25 protein-coding genes are annotated in these 17,421 nt (G+C 42.9%); 4 read left to right on the top strand and 21 right to left on the bottom strand.

The window, feature by feature from the left end:
* Positions 1-11: 11 nt before the first annotated feature.
* The 11 genes from O0V13_RS10380 to O0V13_RS10330 all read right to left on the bottom strand — a co-directional run bounded on the left by O0V13_RS10380 (position 12) and on the right by O0V13_RS10330 (position 8,052).
* On the bottom strand, positions 12-2,384 hold the full coding sequence (locus O0V13_RS10380; RefSeq protein WP_268034901.1) for a TraG family conjugative transposon ATPase: 2,373 nt from the start codon (positions 2,382-2,384) through the stop codon (positions 12-14).
* A gap of 2 nt (positions 2,385-2,386) precedes the next feature.
* A complete protein-coding gene (locus O0V13_RS10375) occupies positions 2,387-2,668 on the bottom strand; it encodes a DUF4133 domain-containing protein (protein ID WP_268034900.1) in 282 nt (93 codons plus the stop codon).
* A complete protein-coding gene (locus tag O0V13_RS10370; RefSeq protein WP_268034899.1) occupies positions 2,668-2,973 on the bottom strand; it encodes a DUF4134 domain-containing protein in 306 nt (101 codons plus the stop codon). The genes O0V13_RS10375 and O0V13_RS10370 overlap by 1 nt, the downstream gene beginning before the upstream one ends.
* 50 nt (positions 2,974-3,023) lie before the next feature.
* Positions 3,024-3,353 (bottom strand): DUF4134 family protein, encoded by a 330-nt coding sequence (locus tag O0V13_RS10365; protein WP_268034898.1) that lies wholly within the window; start codon positions 3,351-3,353, stop codon positions 3,024-3,026.
* On the bottom strand, positions 3,350-3,736 hold the full coding sequence (locus tag O0V13_RS10360; protein WP_268034897.1) for a hypothetical protein: 387 nt from the start codon (positions 3,734-3,736) through the stop codon (positions 3,350-3,352). The genes O0V13_RS10365 and O0V13_RS10360 overlap by 4 nt, the downstream gene beginning before the upstream one ends.
* 2 nt (positions 3,737-3,738) lie before the next feature.
* The gene (locus tag O0V13_RS10355; protein ID WP_268034896.1) at positions 3,739-4,083 is read right to left on the bottom strand and encodes a hypothetical protein; all 345 of its coding nucleotides are present in this window, start codon (positions 4,081-4,083) and stop codon (positions 3,739-3,741) included.
* Positions 4,062-4,712 carry a ParA family protein gene (locus O0V13_RS10350; protein WP_268034895.1) on the bottom strand — a complete coding sequence of 217 codons (651 nt, stop codon included), beginning with the start codon at positions 4,710-4,712 and terminating at the stop codon, positions 4,062-4,064. Before O0V13_RS10350 ends, O0V13_RS10355 begins: the two co-directional genes overlap by 22 nt.
* Before the next feature lie 10 nt (positions 4,713-4,722).
* Complete coding sequence (locus tag O0V13_RS10345; RefSeq protein WP_268034894.1) at positions 4,723-6,051, bottom strand: relaxase/mobilization nuclease domain-containing protein; 1,329 nt, start codon at positions 6,049-6,051, stop codon at positions 4,723-4,725.
* Positions 6,048-6,413: a plasmid mobilization protein gene (locus tag O0V13_RS10340; protein ID WP_268034893.1), complete on the bottom strand. Its 366-nt coding sequence runs from the start codon at positions 6,411-6,413 to the stop codon at positions 6,048-6,050. Before O0V13_RS10340 ends, O0V13_RS10345 begins: the two co-directional genes overlap by 4 nt.
* Before the next feature lie 146 nt (positions 6,414-6,559).
* Positions 6,560-7,486, bottom strand: a complete 927-nt coding sequence (locus tag O0V13_RS21655; protein WP_326492715.1) for a helix-turn-helix domain-containing protein — start codon at positions 7,484-7,486, stop codon at positions 6,560-6,562.
* A 2-nt stretch (positions 7,487-7,488) separates the two neighbouring features.
* Positions 7,489-8,052 (bottom strand): GNAT family N-acetyltransferase, encoded by a 564-nt coding sequence (locus O0V13_RS10330; protein ID WP_268034891.1) that lies wholly within the window; start codon positions 8,050-8,052, stop codon positions 7,489-7,491.
* A gap of 685 nt (positions 8,053-8,737) precedes the next feature.
* Here O0V13_RS10330 and O0V13_RS10325 point away from each other — a divergent pair.
* The 3 genes from O0V13_RS10325 (at position 8,738) to O0V13_RS10315 (ending at position 10,236) form a co-directional block, all read left to right on the top strand.
* Positions 8,738-9,145, top strand: a complete 408-nt coding sequence (locus O0V13_RS10325; RefSeq protein WP_268034890.1) for a helix-turn-helix domain-containing protein — start codon at positions 8,738-8,740, stop codon at positions 9,143-9,145.
* Positions 9,146-9,212: 67 nt separating this feature from the next.
* A complete protein-coding gene (locus O0V13_RS10320) occupies positions 9,213-9,959 on the top strand; it encodes a ParA family protein (protein WP_268034889.1) in 747 nt (248 codons plus the stop codon).
* Positions 9,960-9,966: 7 nt separating this feature from the next.
* Positions 9,967-10,236, top strand: a complete 270-nt coding sequence (locus tag O0V13_RS10315) for a hypothetical protein (RefSeq protein WP_268034888.1) — start codon at positions 9,967-9,969, stop codon at positions 10,234-10,236.
* Between the two features lie 195 nt (positions 10,237-10,431).
* Here the strand turns inward: O0V13_RS10315 and O0V13_RS10310 are convergent, their stop codons facing one another.
* Positions 10,432-10,944 (bottom strand): hypothetical protein, encoded by a 513-nt coding sequence (locus tag O0V13_RS10310; RefSeq protein WP_268034887.1) that lies wholly within the window; start codon positions 10,942-10,944, stop codon positions 10,432-10,434.
* 225 nt (positions 10,945-11,169) lie between these two features.
* On the bottom strand, positions 11,170-11,640 hold the full coding sequence (locus O0V13_RS10305; RefSeq protein ID WP_268034886.1) for a JAB domain-containing protein: 471 nt from the start codon (positions 11,638-11,640) through the stop codon (positions 11,170-11,172).
* A gap of 460 nt (positions 11,641-12,100) precedes the next feature.
* On the opposite strand from O0V13_RS10305, the gene O0V13_RS10300 reads away from it, so the two are divergent.
* On the top strand, positions 12,101-12,229 hold the full coding sequence (locus tag O0V13_RS10300) for a hypothetical protein (RefSeq protein ID WP_268034885.1): 129 nt from the start codon (positions 12,101-12,103) through the stop codon (positions 12,227-12,229).
* 16 nt (positions 12,230-12,245) lie between these two features.
* On the opposite strand, the gene O0V13_RS10295 is transcribed toward O0V13_RS10300, so the two are convergent.
* The 8 genes from O0V13_RS10295 to O0V13_RS10260 all read right to left on the bottom strand — a co-directional run bounded on the left by O0V13_RS10295 (position 12,246) and on the right by O0V13_RS10260 (position 17,379).
* Positions 12,246-12,869, bottom strand: coding sequence for a hypothetical protein (locus tag O0V13_RS10295; protein ID WP_268034884.1), 624 nt, complete (start codon positions 12,867-12,869; stop codon positions 12,246-12,248).
* A gap of 2 nt (positions 12,870-12,871) precedes the next feature.
* On the bottom strand, positions 12,872-13,381 hold the full coding sequence (locus tag O0V13_RS10290) for a hypothetical protein (protein WP_268034883.1): 510 nt from the start codon (positions 13,379-13,381) through the stop codon (positions 12,872-12,874).
* Positions 13,368-13,703 (bottom strand): RteC domain-containing protein, encoded by a 336-nt coding sequence (locus O0V13_RS10285; protein WP_268034882.1) that lies wholly within the window; start codon positions 13,701-13,703, stop codon positions 13,368-13,370. The genes O0V13_RS10290 and O0V13_RS10285 overlap by 14 nt, the downstream gene beginning before the upstream one ends.
* Positions 13,704-13,743: 40 nt before the next feature.
* Entirely contained in the window at positions 13,744-15,696 is a 1,953-nt protein-coding gene (locus tag O0V13_RS10280; protein ID WP_268034881.1) for a heavy metal translocating P-type ATPase, read from the bottom strand.
* Positions 15,697-15,709: 13 nt separating this feature from the next.
* A complete protein-coding gene (locus O0V13_RS10275; RefSeq protein WP_084121511.1) occupies positions 15,710-16,327 on the bottom strand; it encodes a hypothetical protein in 618 nt (205 codons plus the stop codon).
* A 23-nt stretch (positions 16,328-16,350) separates the two neighbouring features.
* Positions 16,351-16,656: a hypothetical protein gene (locus tag O0V13_RS10270; RefSeq protein WP_084121512.1), complete on the bottom strand. Its 306-nt coding sequence runs from the start codon at positions 16,654-16,656 to the stop codon at positions 16,351-16,353.
* Positions 16,657-16,768: 112 nt separating this feature from the next.
* Positions 16,769-17,188, bottom strand: a complete 420-nt coding sequence (locus tag O0V13_RS10265; RefSeq protein ID WP_442780920.1) for a Fur family transcriptional regulator — start codon at positions 17,186-17,188, stop codon at positions 16,769-16,771.
* 11 nt (positions 17,189-17,199) lie between these two features.
* Positions 17,200-17,379 (bottom strand): hypothetical protein, encoded by a 180-nt coding sequence (locus tag O0V13_RS10260; RefSeq protein WP_268034880.1) that lies wholly within the window; start codon positions 17,377-17,379, stop codon positions 17,200-17,202.
* Between the last annotated feature and the right edge of the window lie 42 nt (positions 17,380-17,421).

The following is a 17,421-nucleotide window of genomic DNA, read 5'->3' as shown; positions in this document are numbered from 1 at the left end:
AATTGTCTTGGTTAAAAAGTGGCAGTTAGTGATTCTCTGACCGGAGCTCCATGCTTGTTGACCTCGCTAAAAAACTCATGGAGAGAAAGCTCAGAAGCTTTGAAATCCTCAACAAAAGCGTCCAGTCCTTTTTGATATCCTCCAAAAGCTTGGATATAGATTTCGATTGCTGATTTTTCGGGCTTTTCCGTGGTATAGGTCAGGTATTGGTACAAGGATACTTCCACCCCATACACCTCACCGGCAGATCCTCTTCGGATATAGACTTCCTTGAATCTTCCTCGGCCCTCATGATTATCCAGCTGATTGATCGTGAAGATCTTCTTCCTTTCATTTTCATTGATGGAAAGAAGGGAGGCGATCTGGGAATAATTGTCTTTGAATTTGGTCTGATCCAAAAGACAGATCGTATCCGAATTATTGATGATACTGTCTTTGACCACCGCATTTCCGATGATATCTCCCAGCTCTTGGGTTACCACTATCGCTTCCCCCCAGAATTTTCGGACTGTTTTATAGAGGTATAAAATATAGCCTGCCATGAGCGGGGAGGCTATGGCCTTCCAAGCCTCTTCGATGATAAGCGCTTTCCGGTATTTGGTTCGGAACCTCATTTTCTGGATAAATACATCCATGATAATGAGTGTGACAATCGGGAAAAGCACCTTGTGCTCTTTAATGCTATCAATCTCAAAAACCACAAAAGATTCGGTAAACAAGGACTGGTCAACTTCCTCATTGAGCAGGATTTCAAACTCACCACCCTTGTAAAACTTCTTGAGTACAAAGCGGAATTCTTCAAGTTCAAACCCAATGCTTTCACGCTCCTTGATTTCGGGGATTTTCTTCAAGGCGAATTCATAAAAGCTGTTGAAGCAAAGCCGGTCGATCGTGCTTTCCTTAGAGAAAAAAGAGGAATAGTAAGCCGAGATCGTACTGGAAATAACATCCGCTTCGACCTGAGAGACTGTTCCTTCCGCTGTCTTCCACAAAAGTGAAATCAGGGTCAGTAGATAGTCTTTCTTCTCGATGTTGTACTCTTCCTCGGTGATGGAAAAGGGGTTGGTAGTTATTGGCTTTTCCTCAGTATAAGTGATGTATTTCCCTTGGTAATATTGGCAAAGTCCTGAATAAGAGTGTCCCGTATCGACAATGACCACATCCATCAGCCATTTCGGATTGGGTCGCTTATTCCACATGCAGTACTGTTCGATCAGGGCATTCATAAAGAATGATTTCCCCGAACCGGAAGGCCCAAGCACAAACTTGTTTCGATTGTTGATCCGATTGGTTTGCATAGGCAAATCAGCAGGATCTATCTTCAAAGGGATTCCCTGTCGGTCTGTAAAACGGATCTGGAAACCACTTATCTCATCCTTGTTCAGTGACTCTTTCAGGAAAAAACATATTGCAGCATCTGAGGTGGTAAGGAAGTAATCGTAAGCTTTCAACTCAGCGGTATTGCAGGGAAGCAGTGTCCTGAAAAGCTCCAGTTGGTTATAGGAATTTTTGTTGGCCACGTCTTCCAATAGCCTGTCGATATCTTCCACACAGATATTATTGGCTGGATCGGGTATCCCTGAATGTCGCTTTCGCTTCAATTCCAGCTTGTTCAGCGTGGATCGCTGCTCAATGATTTCAATGACCTGGTTATAAACTATCGTTTGAAAATTGGGGACATCGAAAAGGAAGGCCATATTATCCACAGGAAACCCCTTAAGGCTATCCTTATCGTTTCGCTCCAAATGAGTGGATACCTTTTCCGGAAGTTCTACTTTGTCGGTATCTACCAAGGTGATCGACCGAAAAGCTCTTTCCCCGCTTTCCACCTCGCTTTCTTCGGCAAGCAAGTTGTCCAGCACAATCTTTTCCTCGTGGAAATTCATACTGAGAATCCGCTTCACATAGCGGTCAGTCTCAATTTTTGAAAGTGCTTCTGCCTTGATTCCCGCACGTTCAAAAAGGTCGGTTACCTTACCTAATGTCTGGATAAAGTCCATTACCGACTTTTGACTATATCTGCCTTTTGCCCTTTTGGTAATCACCAAAAATGTCTTCAGCGAAGTGTAAGGCCGCCCCTGAAAATGGTCATCATACTTTCGCTGTAGGTATTCCTTTGAGAGTTTTTCGCTGTAGGTCTTTCTGGAAAAAATGTCCTGCTTTTGGATCAAATGCCCTTCACCAAGAATTTTGATCAGGTTGGTGTATAGCTGGTGAAAGGAATCGTATTTGGAAGAATCCGCTGAATATTGCAAGACAGGATTGTCCAATCCAAGGATGACACCAAAGTCACCCTTCAGATTGAATAGACAATGAAAACCCTGGATCTGATCTTCAATCCCCAGATAGGGAAGCTTAAATTCATTCCGTTTTTTCCTGAACATGATTACTTCGATTTTAAGGATGTAGCGATCTGAAATACCCCTTTATACCTTGTTTTGCTATGCAGGCCTTTTTTCTGTTGCTGAGAGGTGATGAAAAGTCCGGTTGTCATGACGGAAAGGGTAATCACCCCGCCTAAAACCATACTGGTTAAGCTTCCGATTAATCCTCCTGAGATGACCGCGATAACTAAGGAAGCGACTCCCCATCCGATGAATTTTCCCTGAAAGCCCCGATATATAAGAGGCTTTTGAAGCCCTTTATATATCGGAAATTGCTTAGCCATCAGACACCGAAAAACGCTTTGATTATCACACTGACCAAGACCAAAAACAGGCAGGAACCGCCCCATCCCATCAATTCTTTGTTGATGTCCTGATCACCGGAATTCCATTTGATGTAAACTCTTACCCCTCCGATCAGCCCTACTACCTCCCCAATCACCAAACAAAGACTGGCCACGGGATCGACATAGGCGAGAAGAGAGGATTCGGCTGCAGTGATTCCCTGAACACCTTGAGCATTGGCGGTTGTGGTTGCAAGCATCGCAAACAATGCGCTTGCGATCATTTTTTTGGTTTTGTTGAACATGGTTTTCATAGTTTATTGAGAAATTATTGATTTTGATTTTTTGGGGGGTATCAAGTCAATGGGACAGCATACAATCCGCTGAGAAAAAAGCCCATGGTGGCCAAGAAAAGGCAGGCTCCGAACCAACTGATGACCTGAACATCGACATGATGCTTTCCCATTTGCCAGTTGTTGTAAACCCGAAGACCTCCAAGTAATCCTGATACTGCGCCCACGACAAAGGAGAGTCGGGAAAGAGCCACGTAGAAACTTTTCATATCGGTCTCCACCTCCTGAAATTTTGAGACTCCGGGAGGGGATTGGCCAAAAGTTTCCGTTGCCGACAAAAAGAAAAAGAGGTAAAGGAAAGCGCATAGAATTAAGCGATGGGAAAGCTTCATGAGAACACGACTTTCTTTTTCATTTCAATACTGCCTTCCTTGGCGAGTACAAAGAGGGAATTGAGTGTAGTCACCCCTCCTGTAGATTTGACCGGGCTGGGATCGTTGATTTCAAATTCGATTTCCTCAGAATCCTCCTCGCTGTTGACCCATACTTCTGAAGTCGATTCTGTTTTGGGCTTTACAGGTTCAAGCTTCGGTTCATTATCCTCAATCACCGTTGGACTTTCGTCAAACTCATTGAGGTCCGTTTGAAAGGTGTAGGCATTCCCTGCCGACACTTCTGAAAGTTGTGGTTTGCGCAAAACATCGATGACGACATTTACTGCATAGTACACCACATAGAAAAGGGATAGGTATAGAAAGAAGTCTGTCCAGCTCATGGTTATAGTTTTTGTATGGATTGTTTGATTTCGTTGACCAGTTCCGGATTGTTTTCCAGAAAGTCCCAGCATAGGAAATTCACAAAGGAGGTCACGTCCACTCCAAAAGTGGGACTGAGTAGCTTCAGGACTTCTTCGGTTCGAGCGTCCATCCGAATCAGCCTTTTGGAATCTCCGTTTACTTCAAAATCCTTTATAGCAGTTATCAGATTATTGATTCCACGGCTTCTGGTTTTGACAGTCATTTTTCTTTTGGAATTTATAGAAGGTTTCGCCTCATGTTCAGGCAGTACCAGATCTGACCTGACTCCTTGGACAAGTTTGCTTATGTAGTCTCCGTTTCCCATGGCTGGTCTGCTTCTATGTGATCATCAAATAATTTGTTGAAAATGGGATCCAGGATAGGCACGAGGGATTCCGGAGTGTAAGAGGTAGTCAGTCTTTGGAAGTCTATCCGATCCGATACCGGGGAGGTCAACTCACCAAATTGGCCGAGTGCCTGATTGACACTTTCCATGGTTTCGTACTTGACCGATGTTTTGACTCTGTTGGGGATCAGGATGATCCGGCTCTCGGGATTCACCTTTTTGACCACATAGCAAAACTCAAAGGTGCTGGTGACGCTGTATTCATCGTAGCAAAATGGACAGATGATCAATTCTGATTCCTTAAGTACCGGGACCAGGTTGTCGTCATCCATTCTCCCGGCAAGGTCAATGACGGTGAGAATTCTGGGATCTTGGGAGGCTCTTTTTCGGATAGACTTGAACCCCGGAATACTCGATAGCTCGACTTCATAGAGCTTTTCATTTTCCAAGAGGTCTGAATTGAGATACTTGTTGTAAAGCGACTGCTGAAAGTCCATATCAAAGACTTTCACCTTTCTTTTCCTTTTCTGGACGGCAAAATTTGAAAAGAGCACCGCTAGAGTACTTTTTCCCACTCCGCCTTTTTGGTTTGCGAATAGAATGATCATGGTAAATTCTTTATCTGGTGATTTCATTGTCTCCCTTGCGCTTTTTGCTTCTTTTTCTTCCGTGCACAGCCTCATCGTCGATGTCATCAGCGATATTGAGCACAGGACTCAAGTCAAAAATCCCTTGGCTCTGTACCTCTCGATAAGCTTCGCTTTCTTGGAAGTATTGTCGTAAGGCCAGCTGCTGCTCGGCAGAAAGAATGTCGCTGGCTGCGATATCTCCTTGGGCTGTTTTCAGGTAAGAATTCCCATCCCGATGCTCTAGATTCAAAGCGTGGTGCTCCAAGCCTAGCCGAACAGTCGAGAAGTCATTGATAGCAGATTGGAGCTTTACTTTTGCCTCGAGCAAATCGATCGGTTTATCCTTATTTGGTTTCTGGGATTGATAGGTTTTACGCTCACCTTCCTGCTCAAAAAATCGCTGAATCGGAAACACCTCACTTCCCTTAAAAATGATCTTGTTGGCATGATCAATCAGGGAATAACCATAAGGCCTTTTCCCATCTTTTCCATGAAATACGAGCTGAAGCCCAAATTTGTCCCGGATAAAATCACCGAGATCCGAGCGATACCCAGTTAGGTTTCCTTTTTTTCCACCGGGTTTCGGCTCAAAAAGACATGTGGGCAGGGTTTGATAAACCTTGGAGTACCGATCCAAAATCGCCTTTAGCTGTTTGGCCCGATCCTTATCCAACTGATAGGACTGGATCTTTTGGTTGAATTCTGAAACTGGAATTTGACCTTGCACCGAACCATACTTGATCAATTCGATCTGCTCACCCTTTTCCCGCACTTTGAATCCCAAATTTTCCAGGAACAGGAATCCTTGGGCTTTGGTACTGAATCGAAACTCCATCAAGCTATCCGCAGCCTTCACTGCTTCATGCTTGGGATTGAGTCTCATGATCTCGTTGATTGCTTCCTGTGCTCTGAGCTTCTCAAAAGAATCACTGATCTTTTTGCCTTCCCGGTCGATCCTCGATGACACAATGTGGACGTGGTTATTGGCCGTGTCCTTGTGAAAAACGATCAAAAAGGGATTGTCTCCATAGCCCATTTTATCAATCCACTCATGGGCAATGTCGGTCAGCTCTTCTTTGGAATACTCCCTCCCCTTGCAGCTGATCATAGCATGAAACTGCTTGTCTTTGACCAGTGTATTTCTGTTCGAATGAGCTATCAGGAAGTTTTTCACCTCATTCGGGCCCACATCCTTGGTATCCTGCAAATACCCAAAATTCCGGAGCCTGGTTAGTTCCCCCTTTTCATTTTGGGTTTTGTTCGTGTTGTAGGTTACCCCATTGAATGAACTTGCGCTGGAAAGGATTTTAACTCTCATTTGATTGCCTGGTAGATCTGCTTCAAAAACTTGTTCATGAAATCCCGATGCTCAAGATGCTTGGCCATTTGGATCGTGTGACTCGTGAAAACCTCCGGGGAAATTTTGTCTCGATAAGTATTGGCGTGCTTGGCCAGCTGGTTGATGTTATTGTTCACCCTGGCCTGTTCTGCAACCACCTTATCGATTGCATTTAGGATTCCCTTAGTGTCAATGATCTTGATCGTGTCAGCGCTGAGCTTCATTCTGATCAAGTGACTTAGGGACACTCCAAGGGATCTACTTTCCTCCTTCAATCGGGCAAAAACATCCGGCTTTAATCGGACTGATACCCAAGAGAGATTTTCTCTTTTCTCCATCATGGCGACATGTTGATGGGGGTAAAGGATTGGATTTCGCAGCCGAAAAAAAATACCTAAAACTGCGTAATTGGGATAAATAGGCATATCTGCGTATAGAGAAACCCCTATACGCAGATATACTTAATCAGAGGACAAAGCCTAGAAAATCAGGATGATGAGTAGGAATTCAGGGCGTTGATCAGCTCAACTCGGTTTTTGCTGTCAGCTTTTTTAAAAATCGCCTGAAGGTGTTTGTTGACAGTTCGTTCTGAAATAAAAAGTTCTTCAGCGATTTCTTTGCTGGTAAGGCCTTGGGCTACTTTCTCCGCAACCTCGCATTCTCGCTTTGTCAAACCCAATTCGGCACATCGTTGGCCGAAAAAAGCACTGGGATCAACCGGAGGTCTCAGGTCAGAATCATTGAGTTTTGCGAAGACCTTTCTGTTTTCGAAGATCATCTTTCGAATAAACAAAAACGTGATGATGATAAAGCCTCCATTGGTACAAATCACCTCGACGAATTGGGAGGCATCAACATAACTAAAAACCGGTAACAAGACCCAAGGTACCGCTGCCGAATAAGTCAAAATTGCTTCCAATGAATTTTGTGATCCTTCAAATTTCTTTCGGATACTCAGAAAAATGATCACAATCAAATAAATCGCATAAACCAAAGGAATAGCTAAACCATACCAGATGGTGGCTGGAAGGTCATCCAATAATGGAAGCCCAATACAAAAGAAAAGCAGGAATGGAGCTATCAAAAATATCCAAACGCCGATGCGCGCATTCCATCTCAAATCATCCAGTTCAAAAACTCGATAAAAATAATAGGGAAAATACGCCCCCATTACAAAGCCAGTCCCGTAGGCAAGATTGATCTGCAAATTGATATCAATCGGGAGAGCGGGATCTGGAAATAAACCTCCCGCAATATTGTAAATGATCAAGAGACCCAGGAGAATCAAATAGTATTGACGATTCTTTTCAGCGGGATTTTGGAGATACAAAACCAGCTGAGAGACAAAAAATAGCACCTCGCACACGACAAAAATAAAAGTCGCCAGGTGCATGTCAGTTCCAAACACTGTCATAATTAATCCTTTCTATAGAAGTAAAATGGGAAACCAAATTGAGCGGAAGATGCATACACTGAGAACCCAAAATTCTCATACCATTTAAAATTGCGTTCTGTTGAAGTCTCCAAGCAAACAGGAAGCTTCTTGTCTTCAGCAATGTCAAGAACTGACTTGAGTAGCTTGGAGCCCTCTCCTTTACCTTGGTTTTCTGGCTCTACACCAATAAACCAGACATATAGAAATGGCTCTTTGGGCTGGACAGCTTCGATGCTGGATTCCCGTTTGAGCACCTTCGAAATTCTTGAAATCCCAATTCCCTGAAGGGCCAGTTTCAGGTCCCAAATCCAAAGATTAAATGGCTTTCGCTTTCGATCAGAAAACTTGATCAAGACGCAGGATTTTCCGCTATCGGATAGATACACCTCTCCGTTTTCCAGACAGTTTGCCAAACTGTACTCCATAAGAATTCTCCTTCCTGTAGCTGATTTGCCCACGACAAAATCCACGGATTTATTGCCTTCAAAAGAGTTCACTAAGATGTTAATGATTTTTTCTCGATCCTGTTCAATGAATTTTCTCATGGTTCAGTCAATTTATATTTTACCGAGTTGCGAGGTTAAATCCCTCCATTTTGGATGATTCTGATAAGAATCACCGGAATGGCAAGTGCGTGTTTGGGAGAAAAATTCGGCAGAATTTGTGTCACAAATACACAACTTGCAAAGAACACGCAAAAGGTTCCTCAACACTTTTATCCTTCTTCACATGCTGAAAAAAGCAAGGTCAATTCTTCGATATCCCTCAAGGCCATAGCTTCCCCACTACCGGGAAAAGGCACCAAAATTTTTGGCTGAAAATTAAATGTGGCGTACTGATTAAAATCGGAACAAACCTCAGATCATTAGAAAAAGGATATCGAAATATCCCTATATCGGTATTTCGATATATATAGATATGCAGATATTTACATATATAGAAAACCAATAATCACCTTTCAAAATACATTTGTAAGTATATATTTGTCATGAGTGATCTGAAATAGATCAGCAAAAGGGAAAATAGACAAATCCTATTCCTCAGACTCTATTTGCTGATGGTAGCCCTGAGTTCAAGAAATCAAAGAATGGAAAGGCCAAACAGAGCGGCTCAATTGAGCAATCCGAATAGGCCAAGGATAATTCCTTTGAATATATCCATTAATAAAAATATATGGTTTTGCTATATTTTGGAAAGCATTTATCGTTTTAAAATCCGAATCACTCAGATATGACTGAAAATCAACGGTTAAAAATCGTTAGAAAATTCCTTAAAGAGACCCAAGCAGACTTTGGGGCTTCCCTGGGATTGACTCAGGCAGGGTATTCTGACATAGAACGAGGCAAGAACAGCGTTTCCGGAAAAATCAAGATTCTTCTCAAAAGAGAACACAACATCAATCTCCGGTGGCTGGAAACCGGAGAAGGTGAAATGTTTATTGCTACCATCGAGGATCGTGAAATGGATTCAGACAAACTTGGCAGCGAACAGCACTTCTTTGAGCGGCTCCAATCCGAAATCGAGAGACTTCAAAATGAGGTAAAAAGACTCTCTGCCGAAAACAGCTCCTACAGCGAATTGGTAAAATCCAAGAACTTGATCATCGAGAATTTGGAATCCAGAATCAACCAAAAGTAAATACATTTTTATATAAATACTTTTTTATGGAAACACATTTTCATATCTTTAGTTAAACCAAAGAGCTATGAAGACAATTTCCATCATGAATCACAAGGGAGGAACGGGTAAAACCACCTCCTCCATCAACATTGGTGCTGGGCTTGCCAAAAAAGGTCTTAAAGTTTTGTTATTGGATATCGATTCTCAAGCAAATCTGACTGAGGGATTGGGAAAAGGTGATCCGGAATTATCTGTTTATGATTCTATCCGCGAGAACAAAAAGCTACCGATCCTACATGTCTCCGAAAACCTGGACTTAGTTCCTTCCTCCATCGACCTATTGGGCGCTGAAATGGAGATCGTATCAAAAATAGGCCGGGAGCAAATCCTCCATAAACTGCTAAAGCCAATCCACTCAGAATACGACTACATCATCATTGACTGCCCACCTTCAGTTGGACTATTAACCGTTAATGCCATGGTAGCGAGTGATACGATTCTGCTACCGCTGCAAGGGGAGTATTTTGCCTACAAGGGAGTTGATCGTCTCCTTGGAATAGTCAATGAAGTCCGGGACAACCTAAACGATAAATTGGAAATAGGAGGAGTGTTCATTACCCAAATCAACCCAAACCGAATCCTGACCAAAACCATTGTGGAGAAACTTACTGAGGATCTCCAGGATAAAGTGTTCGATACCAAAATCCGGATCAATGTTGCCTTGGCTGAAGCCCAACTCCAAGGCCAAACCATTTTCGACTATGCGCCTGAATCCAATGGGGCAAAGGATTATCAAATGCTGGTCGAGGAAATTCTAAACAGATTAAACTGACAAAACCATGGCTAAGAAGCTAAATGACCCAAGCAAGGGCAATAAAAACCTCGGCACCAAACAGCGAGGAATCGGAGTGCTGATCAATCCCGAACCAGAAATCCAGCAAAAAGAAAAAGTATCAAGCAAGGAATTCGACACCGAAGATGTAAAGATCTATTCTCTCCGAATTCCTACCGCCATGTTTGACAAGCTCAAGTATGAAATCGGTCGGGAGACCAAAGCTTCCATGAGGGATATGATTTTGAAGGCGGTTGCGGAGTATTATGGGATTTAAGCTAAAGATGTTCTTTTTCAATGGATGAACAACTTTAAAAACTTTTAATTTTAACAATCGCATTCTTTTTGATCTGTGCTTTTGTCACAATGTGTAAACCAAATTAAAAGCCAAACATGATAAAATACCTTCAGTTTGATCTAGGATAAAAATACTATTAGGTCTTATCTCCTCAAAACGAATTAGGAGTCAAAATTATTTAGTAGTATCCGAATCAACCTTTACAAGAAAGTTGTCTGCACCATCTCTATAGCTACCGTTACTCATCATTAGGTTGTCACAGAATAGAAGTCGTCCATTTAGTTGTGCGATTGAAGGAGTGGTCTGAAATTCGAAGAGTCCATTTTCATTTACAAGAAGTCCAAGGTCCCAACTGAATTCATAAATCACATCTTGATCCACGACAACACCACTGCCATCCGCACTAAACTCAATTTTAAGTCCTTTTGACTCGGTACCATTTTGATATGGAGTTGTTGTTTCACCACAACATTTGATATATTTCCATTCCCAAAGTCCGACTACGTTATTTTTAGTCGTCTCATAGTCCCAGTTGTTTTCATAATGACATTCCCAAATAGCTTGGTCATCAAACATGGGATTTTCTTTGTCTTCACAACCTTGAAACATGAACATTGAAAACAAAAATAAAATGGTCAAAAATCTGTTTAGCCGTCTCATATCTACTTTTTCTAGAATGTTATGCATCAATATTTTTTTTATACTCCTCTCCAAAATAGCTTTTTGAGTTGAATAGCTAATTTGAAGGAAAGGGCTTGTCCTATCTGGGTCTAAATTAATAAATTCATCTAAACTATCTTATTGGGCAACAATATTTTTATGAAAAATCGAGAAAAAATAATTTTTAAGATCGAATAAATTTTGCCTTCTCTCAATTGAATAGCTCCTATTAATAAAGTAAAAAAAGGAAGCCTAAAGCTCCCCTTCATCTGCAAAGGAAAAGTATCCTTCAGAACTCAGAATAACATGATCCACAATGGGTAGATCCAAAGCACGACCGATTTCTACCAGTCTTCGGGTTAGTCTTCTATCCTGTTCGGAAGGTTGAAGATTTCCAGAGGGATGGTTATGACTAAGAATTAAGGAGGATGCGTTAGCCTTCAATCCGGCAGCAAAGACTAATTTAGGATCTACAACAGTTGCCGAGGTTCCGCCAGTACTGATTGTACAAATTCCTAATACCCGGTTACCTCTGCTCAGTAGCATCACCTGGAACTGTTCGACATATTCCAGCGAATCGGAATTCCAGAATTTCAACAATACATCATATACTTGCCTGGAACAAGTAACTTTTGGACGTTGGCTTGCCTTGATTTTTGGTCGATAAGCTAGTGTGATTTCTGCGACTTCATTAAAGTGGAATGATTGAGTTAAAGCTTCCATAATTTCTTGAGTTTTGGTGAAACATGAATTATGGAATGATCCCAGCCCTGTTCCGAGCAAGGCCAAGAGGAAAAGGAATAAACCAGCTGAGGATTGCGCGCGAGGTTTATGCCGGAAGCTCTTGGCCGTCCCGAGGATAAAGGGCTAACTTATTCCGGAATTCAGGGACACCTACACCTTCCTTTTTTTTTAAATCAAAAAGTGTAATTGACTCAAGGACATTTCCCGGAGAATGCACTTTAGAATAATCCACGAAAAAGGGCAAGGCATTAAAAAATCCTAATCGATGAAACTATAAACAGATTAAATTGAGCAAACCATTGCTAAGAAGCTAAACGACCCAAGCAAGGGCAATAAAAACCTCGGCACCAAACAGCGAGGAATCGGAGTACTGATCAATCCCGAACCAGAAATTCGGCAAAAAGAAAAAGTATCAAGCAAGGAATTTGACACCGAAGATGTGAAGATCTATTCCCTACGGATTCCTACAGCTATGTTTGACAAGCTCAAGTATGAAATCGGCCGGGAGACCAAATTATCAATGCGGGATATGATTTTGAAGGCCGTGGCGGAGCATTATGGGATTTAGGAAAAAAATAGTCAAGTTAGCCGCAGTTTTTCGATTCAAGTATTAGTGTGTGATCATCATGGAATTCAAGTTCTTTTGATATTGGATTAATTTTGATATAAATTACAAAGTATTCTTTAGGTGAAAGATCCTTGATTTTATCTGTAAATTGATCGTTTGGGAAATTAGAATAGTGTTCAATGATGTATTTCGAGAATTCTTTTAATGCATTCTCCCAATCTTTTAACTCTAAATTATTATCAAATAATAATTTCACTTGCCGCCCTGTTTTAGATTGAAAAGTAATTGATACAGAGTGTGATTGAGTATAATTTTTAGATATTTTTAGATTTGATTGGTCGGCAGAAATTAGATGAGAATCCATTGTTTTCCCTCTTGCAAGCTGCTTCTTACAAAAACTTTTCAGCATTTCGTAGTGATCTTTACCCGCTTCTTTGAGAAATGATTCAAAATATGGTTTCAAAATATATGTTGCGAATAATGTTGGAACGACCCATTCCATCGCAGCGTACACTTCATTTTCTTGCCGTCCAATTTCAAAATAAAGTTTTTCTGATTTGACTTCGCTTATTTCTTCATCGATGATTTCTTGAGGAAAACCCTTTGGATATTCGAAACCTAGATGTACTTTTTTATTCATGATTAAACGGCTGATGGTAAAATCGCAAAGAACATTTTTATGGTTTGTGCCAATTGCCTTTCTTCTTGATCAAAGGTATACTCGTTAATCTGGACTGTAACTTTTTCCAAATCGAGAAATTTGCACAAAGTCATTCTGTGCTGGCCGGTGGTAGTAAAATAAAGAGAGCCAAACTTTGAAACTGTTCTGGATTCGTTGTAATCACTTTGGGCGTGCTCGATCAACTCTTCATGAGTCATGTTTGAATGACGAATATCCTTAAACCTTTTCAAATTGTTCAATAAGTCAATCCAGGTAATATCACTCTCATCGTTATAAGCATAGGCGTATTGAATACCTTTTATATCTAGCGGACTAATGATTCCTCTGTAAGTCTTTGTTGAATTCCGAGAATAGAACCTATAGTTCTCAATTTCATTTATTCTGAGAACCTTTTCAGTATGCCACTTTTTAGGACGAATTGGGCATCTTTTTTTCAGCCAATCAAGATTGCTCTGCTTACTCTCCACCATAGATTTCATCAAATGTTGAATAGTTCTTAAAGCCTTTCCCTCTGTTGATCCCTCCGTTGGGTTTGTTGGTTTCGATATTGAACACACTGAGGTGATAGATGAGCTTACTAACAAATTTTGGTTTAATTTCCTTAAAAAACGAGATTTCATCGCTTTGTAAACGCAATCGATCACCCTTCAAATCATCTCTCAACTGATTAATTGCCTGAAGGGCTGTCTGAAAACTTTGCTCTGATTTTTTGAGAATGTTGTCTTCTTCCAGATCAATCATTCTAAGCTTGTCCTCTAAATCTTCATATAGGTGGTTGTAAATTTCAGACATTTAAAAAGTGAGTTTGTTATTTTCATAGCTTAAAGTATTCTTAGTTTCGCTGTATCCTTACCGCATTCAATATCGCCAACAGTGCCACACCCACATCGGCAAATACAGCTTCCCACATGGTAGCCAGGCCTCCGGCTCCCAGTGCCAACACAATGAGCTTCACCCCAAAGGCCAGGCTGATATTTTGCCATACGATCCGTTTGGTTTGCTTGCCGAGCTGGATGGCCGTGGCAATTTTGGAAGGCTGGTCGGTCTGGATGACCACATCGGCCGTCTCGATGGCGGCATCACTGCCCAGGCCGCCCATGGCCATGCCCACATCGGCCAGTGCCAATACAGGGGCATCATTGATGCCGTCTCCCACAAAGGCGATGACACGGTTGGCGTCTTTTTTCAATTCTTCCACTTTCTGTACCTTTTGTTCGGGCAGCAAGTCGCCAAATGCCTTGTCTATACCAAGTGTTTTTGCCACTTGCTGGGTCACAGCGTCCTTATCTCCGGACAGCATGATCAGTTCCCGAACCCCTGATTTGCGTATGACTTCTATGGCCTGTGAGGCATCCTCTTTGAGTTCATCTGCTATCACCAGGTATCCCGCATATTTTCCGCCTACTGCCGCATGGATGACGGTATTGACCTCCCCGGCAGCATCAGCACAGGTAACGATTCCTTCCTTGGCCATCAGTTTTTGATTGCCGATCAACACTTGCTTTCCCTGCACCTTGCCTTTCAGGCCATGCCCTGCCACTTCTTCCTGTTGTTCGGGTTCTGAAATGTCTTTGCCCTGCGTCCTGGCATACTCCACAATCGCTTTGGCAATGGGGTGGGTGGATTTGCTTTCCATGTCTGCCGCCAGGCTAAGCCAGTCGATAGTGATGCCGTCCATGGTTACAGCTTTTTGCACTTCAAATACTCCTTTGGTCAGGGTTCCGGTTTTGTCCATCACCACGGTATTGACTTTTGTCATGAGGTCGAGAAAGTTGGAGCCTTTGAATAGTATCCCTTTGCGGGAAGCTGCCCCGATCCCTCCAAAGTAGCCGAGTGGTATGGAGATCACCAGCGCACAGGGGCAGGAGATCACCAGGAAGATCAATGCCCGGTAAAGCCAGTCTTCAAACACATAGTTTTCTACAAAAAAGTAGGGCAGGAAGGCCAGTCCAACTGCAAGAAAAGTAACGATGGGCGTGTAAACCCGCGCAAACCTGCGGATGAACTGTTCGGTTTTTGCCTTACGGGCGGTGGCGTTCTGCACCAGCTCCAGGATGCGTGCCAGTGAGCTTTCATTGAATAGCCTGGTTACTTTCAGTTCAATCAGCCTGTCGAGGTTCACCATTCCGGCCAGCACATTTTCTCCTTTGTTGTAGGTAGCCGGTTTGCTTTCACCTGTTAAAGCTGAGGTGTTAAAACTGCTCTTTTCACTCAGCATTTTCCCATCAAGCGGCACTTTTTCCCCGGGTTTTACCTGTATGGTTTCCCCTGTTTGTACTTCCTCCGGGTGTACGGTCATCATTTGGCCGTTTCGCTGCACGGAGGCCGATTCGGGACGAATGTCCAGCAGGGCTTTGATGTTGCGTTTGGCCCGGTTCACGGCTGCATCCTGAAACAGCTCACCGATGGCATAAAAAAGCATCACCGCCACAGCCTCGGGATATTCGCCTATGGCAAAAGCTCCCAGAGTGGCTATGCCCATGAGGAAAAATTCAGTGAACACATCACCTTTCAGTATGGACTTCCAGCCTTTGACCAATACCGGCCAACCCACAGGCAAATAGGCCAGCACATACCAGCCTATGCGGATCCATCCCTGGAAAAATGCAGGCTGTCCCCATTGATCAGCGGCTATTCCTGCAAGCAGAATGACAAGGCTTACAATACCACTTCCCCAGGTTTGCAGGAAAGTGGAGGAGGTTTTTTCTTCTTGTTTCTTTTGTTTGTTTGGTTGCTGGTCGGTATCACAGCAAGCTTTGTCTTCTATATTGTTTGTATTGGCCATGATCTTGTCAGTTTTAATGTGTGAAAAAGGAAATGATCCCTGTAAGAATGAGTATGCCTCCTGAAACCAGCCCGGCATTGTGTTCCAGCCTGTGCCAGTTGAAGCGGTGCAGTCCTTTTTGTGCCAGGTACACCCAAAAGGTGATCCCCAACACGGAAACGATGGTATAAAGCAGGCCCACTGCCAGGATCATCGGCCAGCCGTACGTCCCTGCCATCAGGAAGTAGGCTTCAATCTCCAGGCAGGGCGAAAGAAACATCATGAATACCAGCAAGGTCACCACTTGTGTTGCTCCAGCTTTTTCCAGTTTTTGTTTTTCAGCAATGTGAAAGTGGTGGTGATGGTGGTGCTGGATGATAAAATACAAGCCGATGGCGATAAGCAATGAGGGAATGACCCAACGGGTGTAACTGTTCAGCGTTTCCGCCAATGACAGGCTGAACAAGCCCAGAAATACACCTAGCATAAACGTACTCAACGAATGGGCCAAAGCCGCCACAGAGGCAATGCGAACCGTCTTGCTTCCTTGCCAGCCAAACCTTTCTTTCAAAGCCAGTACCGGCAGCCAGTGGCTGGGGATCAGCCCATGAAGGAGGCTGAGCATGATGGTACCGGTGAGTAAAGTGGTCATGATTGATCGGCCTGGGTTAAATTCTAAAATTCAATCTCGTTTTTGATAAAGTCCTTTGCGCCTTCCGGGCCTGATAATTCGAGCCAGACCGGAGAATCCTGATGGGCAACTGTAAGACCCAGTATTAAAAAGTCACAACAAAGCCGTTCGGTCTTGATGAAATTGTTCAGCAGATCTAGTGTTTGATCCGAGCTGTCAAATCTGTACCTGAACCCATTGGCAAGTTCCTGTTTTTCCAATACCCGCACTTTTAATGAAGCTATCACAGTAGCTTTTCTTTGCCTCAGCTCAGTAGTTGTGAGTTTGCAATTGATCGTGTTTTTGTCCATTGTGTTGGTTTTAAGAAGTCCGGGACATGGGTGATAATGAGCATTGAATCACACCCAGTTAAGTGTTTTACCTGAAAATACGTGTAAACCCGATGCACAGCCATTGCAATTTTTAATCCGCACATTTTCCACAAACCCCCTTTACTACCAGGTTAGCTTCTTCGCCTATGAACATACCTGGCAAGTCAATTTCCGGGATTTTGTATTTGGGTAAACAGAAGGTTTCACTGCACACCCGGCAATGAAAATGCACATGCAAGTCCCGCTCGATATTGCATTCACAGCCTTCTTCGCAGAGAGCGTATTTAGGCGCTCCGGTACCGTCATCGATGCTGTGTACCAGTCCTTTTTCCTGAAAGGTTTTCAGGGTACGGAACAGGGTAACCCTGTCCGATTTTTCAAAGGCTTTTTCCAGATCGGAAAGGCTGATGGCAGCCTCCTGACCGGACAGGGCTTCCAGTACCAACAGCCGCATGGCTGTAGGGCGGATGTCCTTTTCTTTGAGTTTATTTTCGAGTTCTTTGATCACCATTGTTGACTCTTTTAATGCCCATGTCCACCGCCTTCTTCTTCAGTATTTTTGGCCTTCGCCAAGAGCGTAAAGGCACCTTTGGTGACCAGTTCAATGGCACTCAAATCCTGCGCTGAATCACCCAGCGAAATCTGAGTATAAGCATCCTCGGTATAGCCTTTGATGACTTCCAGCATTTCAAAATCGTGCATCGTTTGGCCATTTTCAGTCTTATTGTTTTGTTAATTCTATGC

Source organism: Algoriphagus sp. PAP.12 (assembly GCF_026652115.1).
Classification (GTDB): Bacteria; Bacteroidota; Bacteroidia; order Cytophagales; family Cyclobacteriaceae; genus Algoriphagus.
The sequence above is the reverse complement of the archived record's forward strand: the minus strand, read 5'-3'. Positions and strand labels throughout refer to the sequence as shown.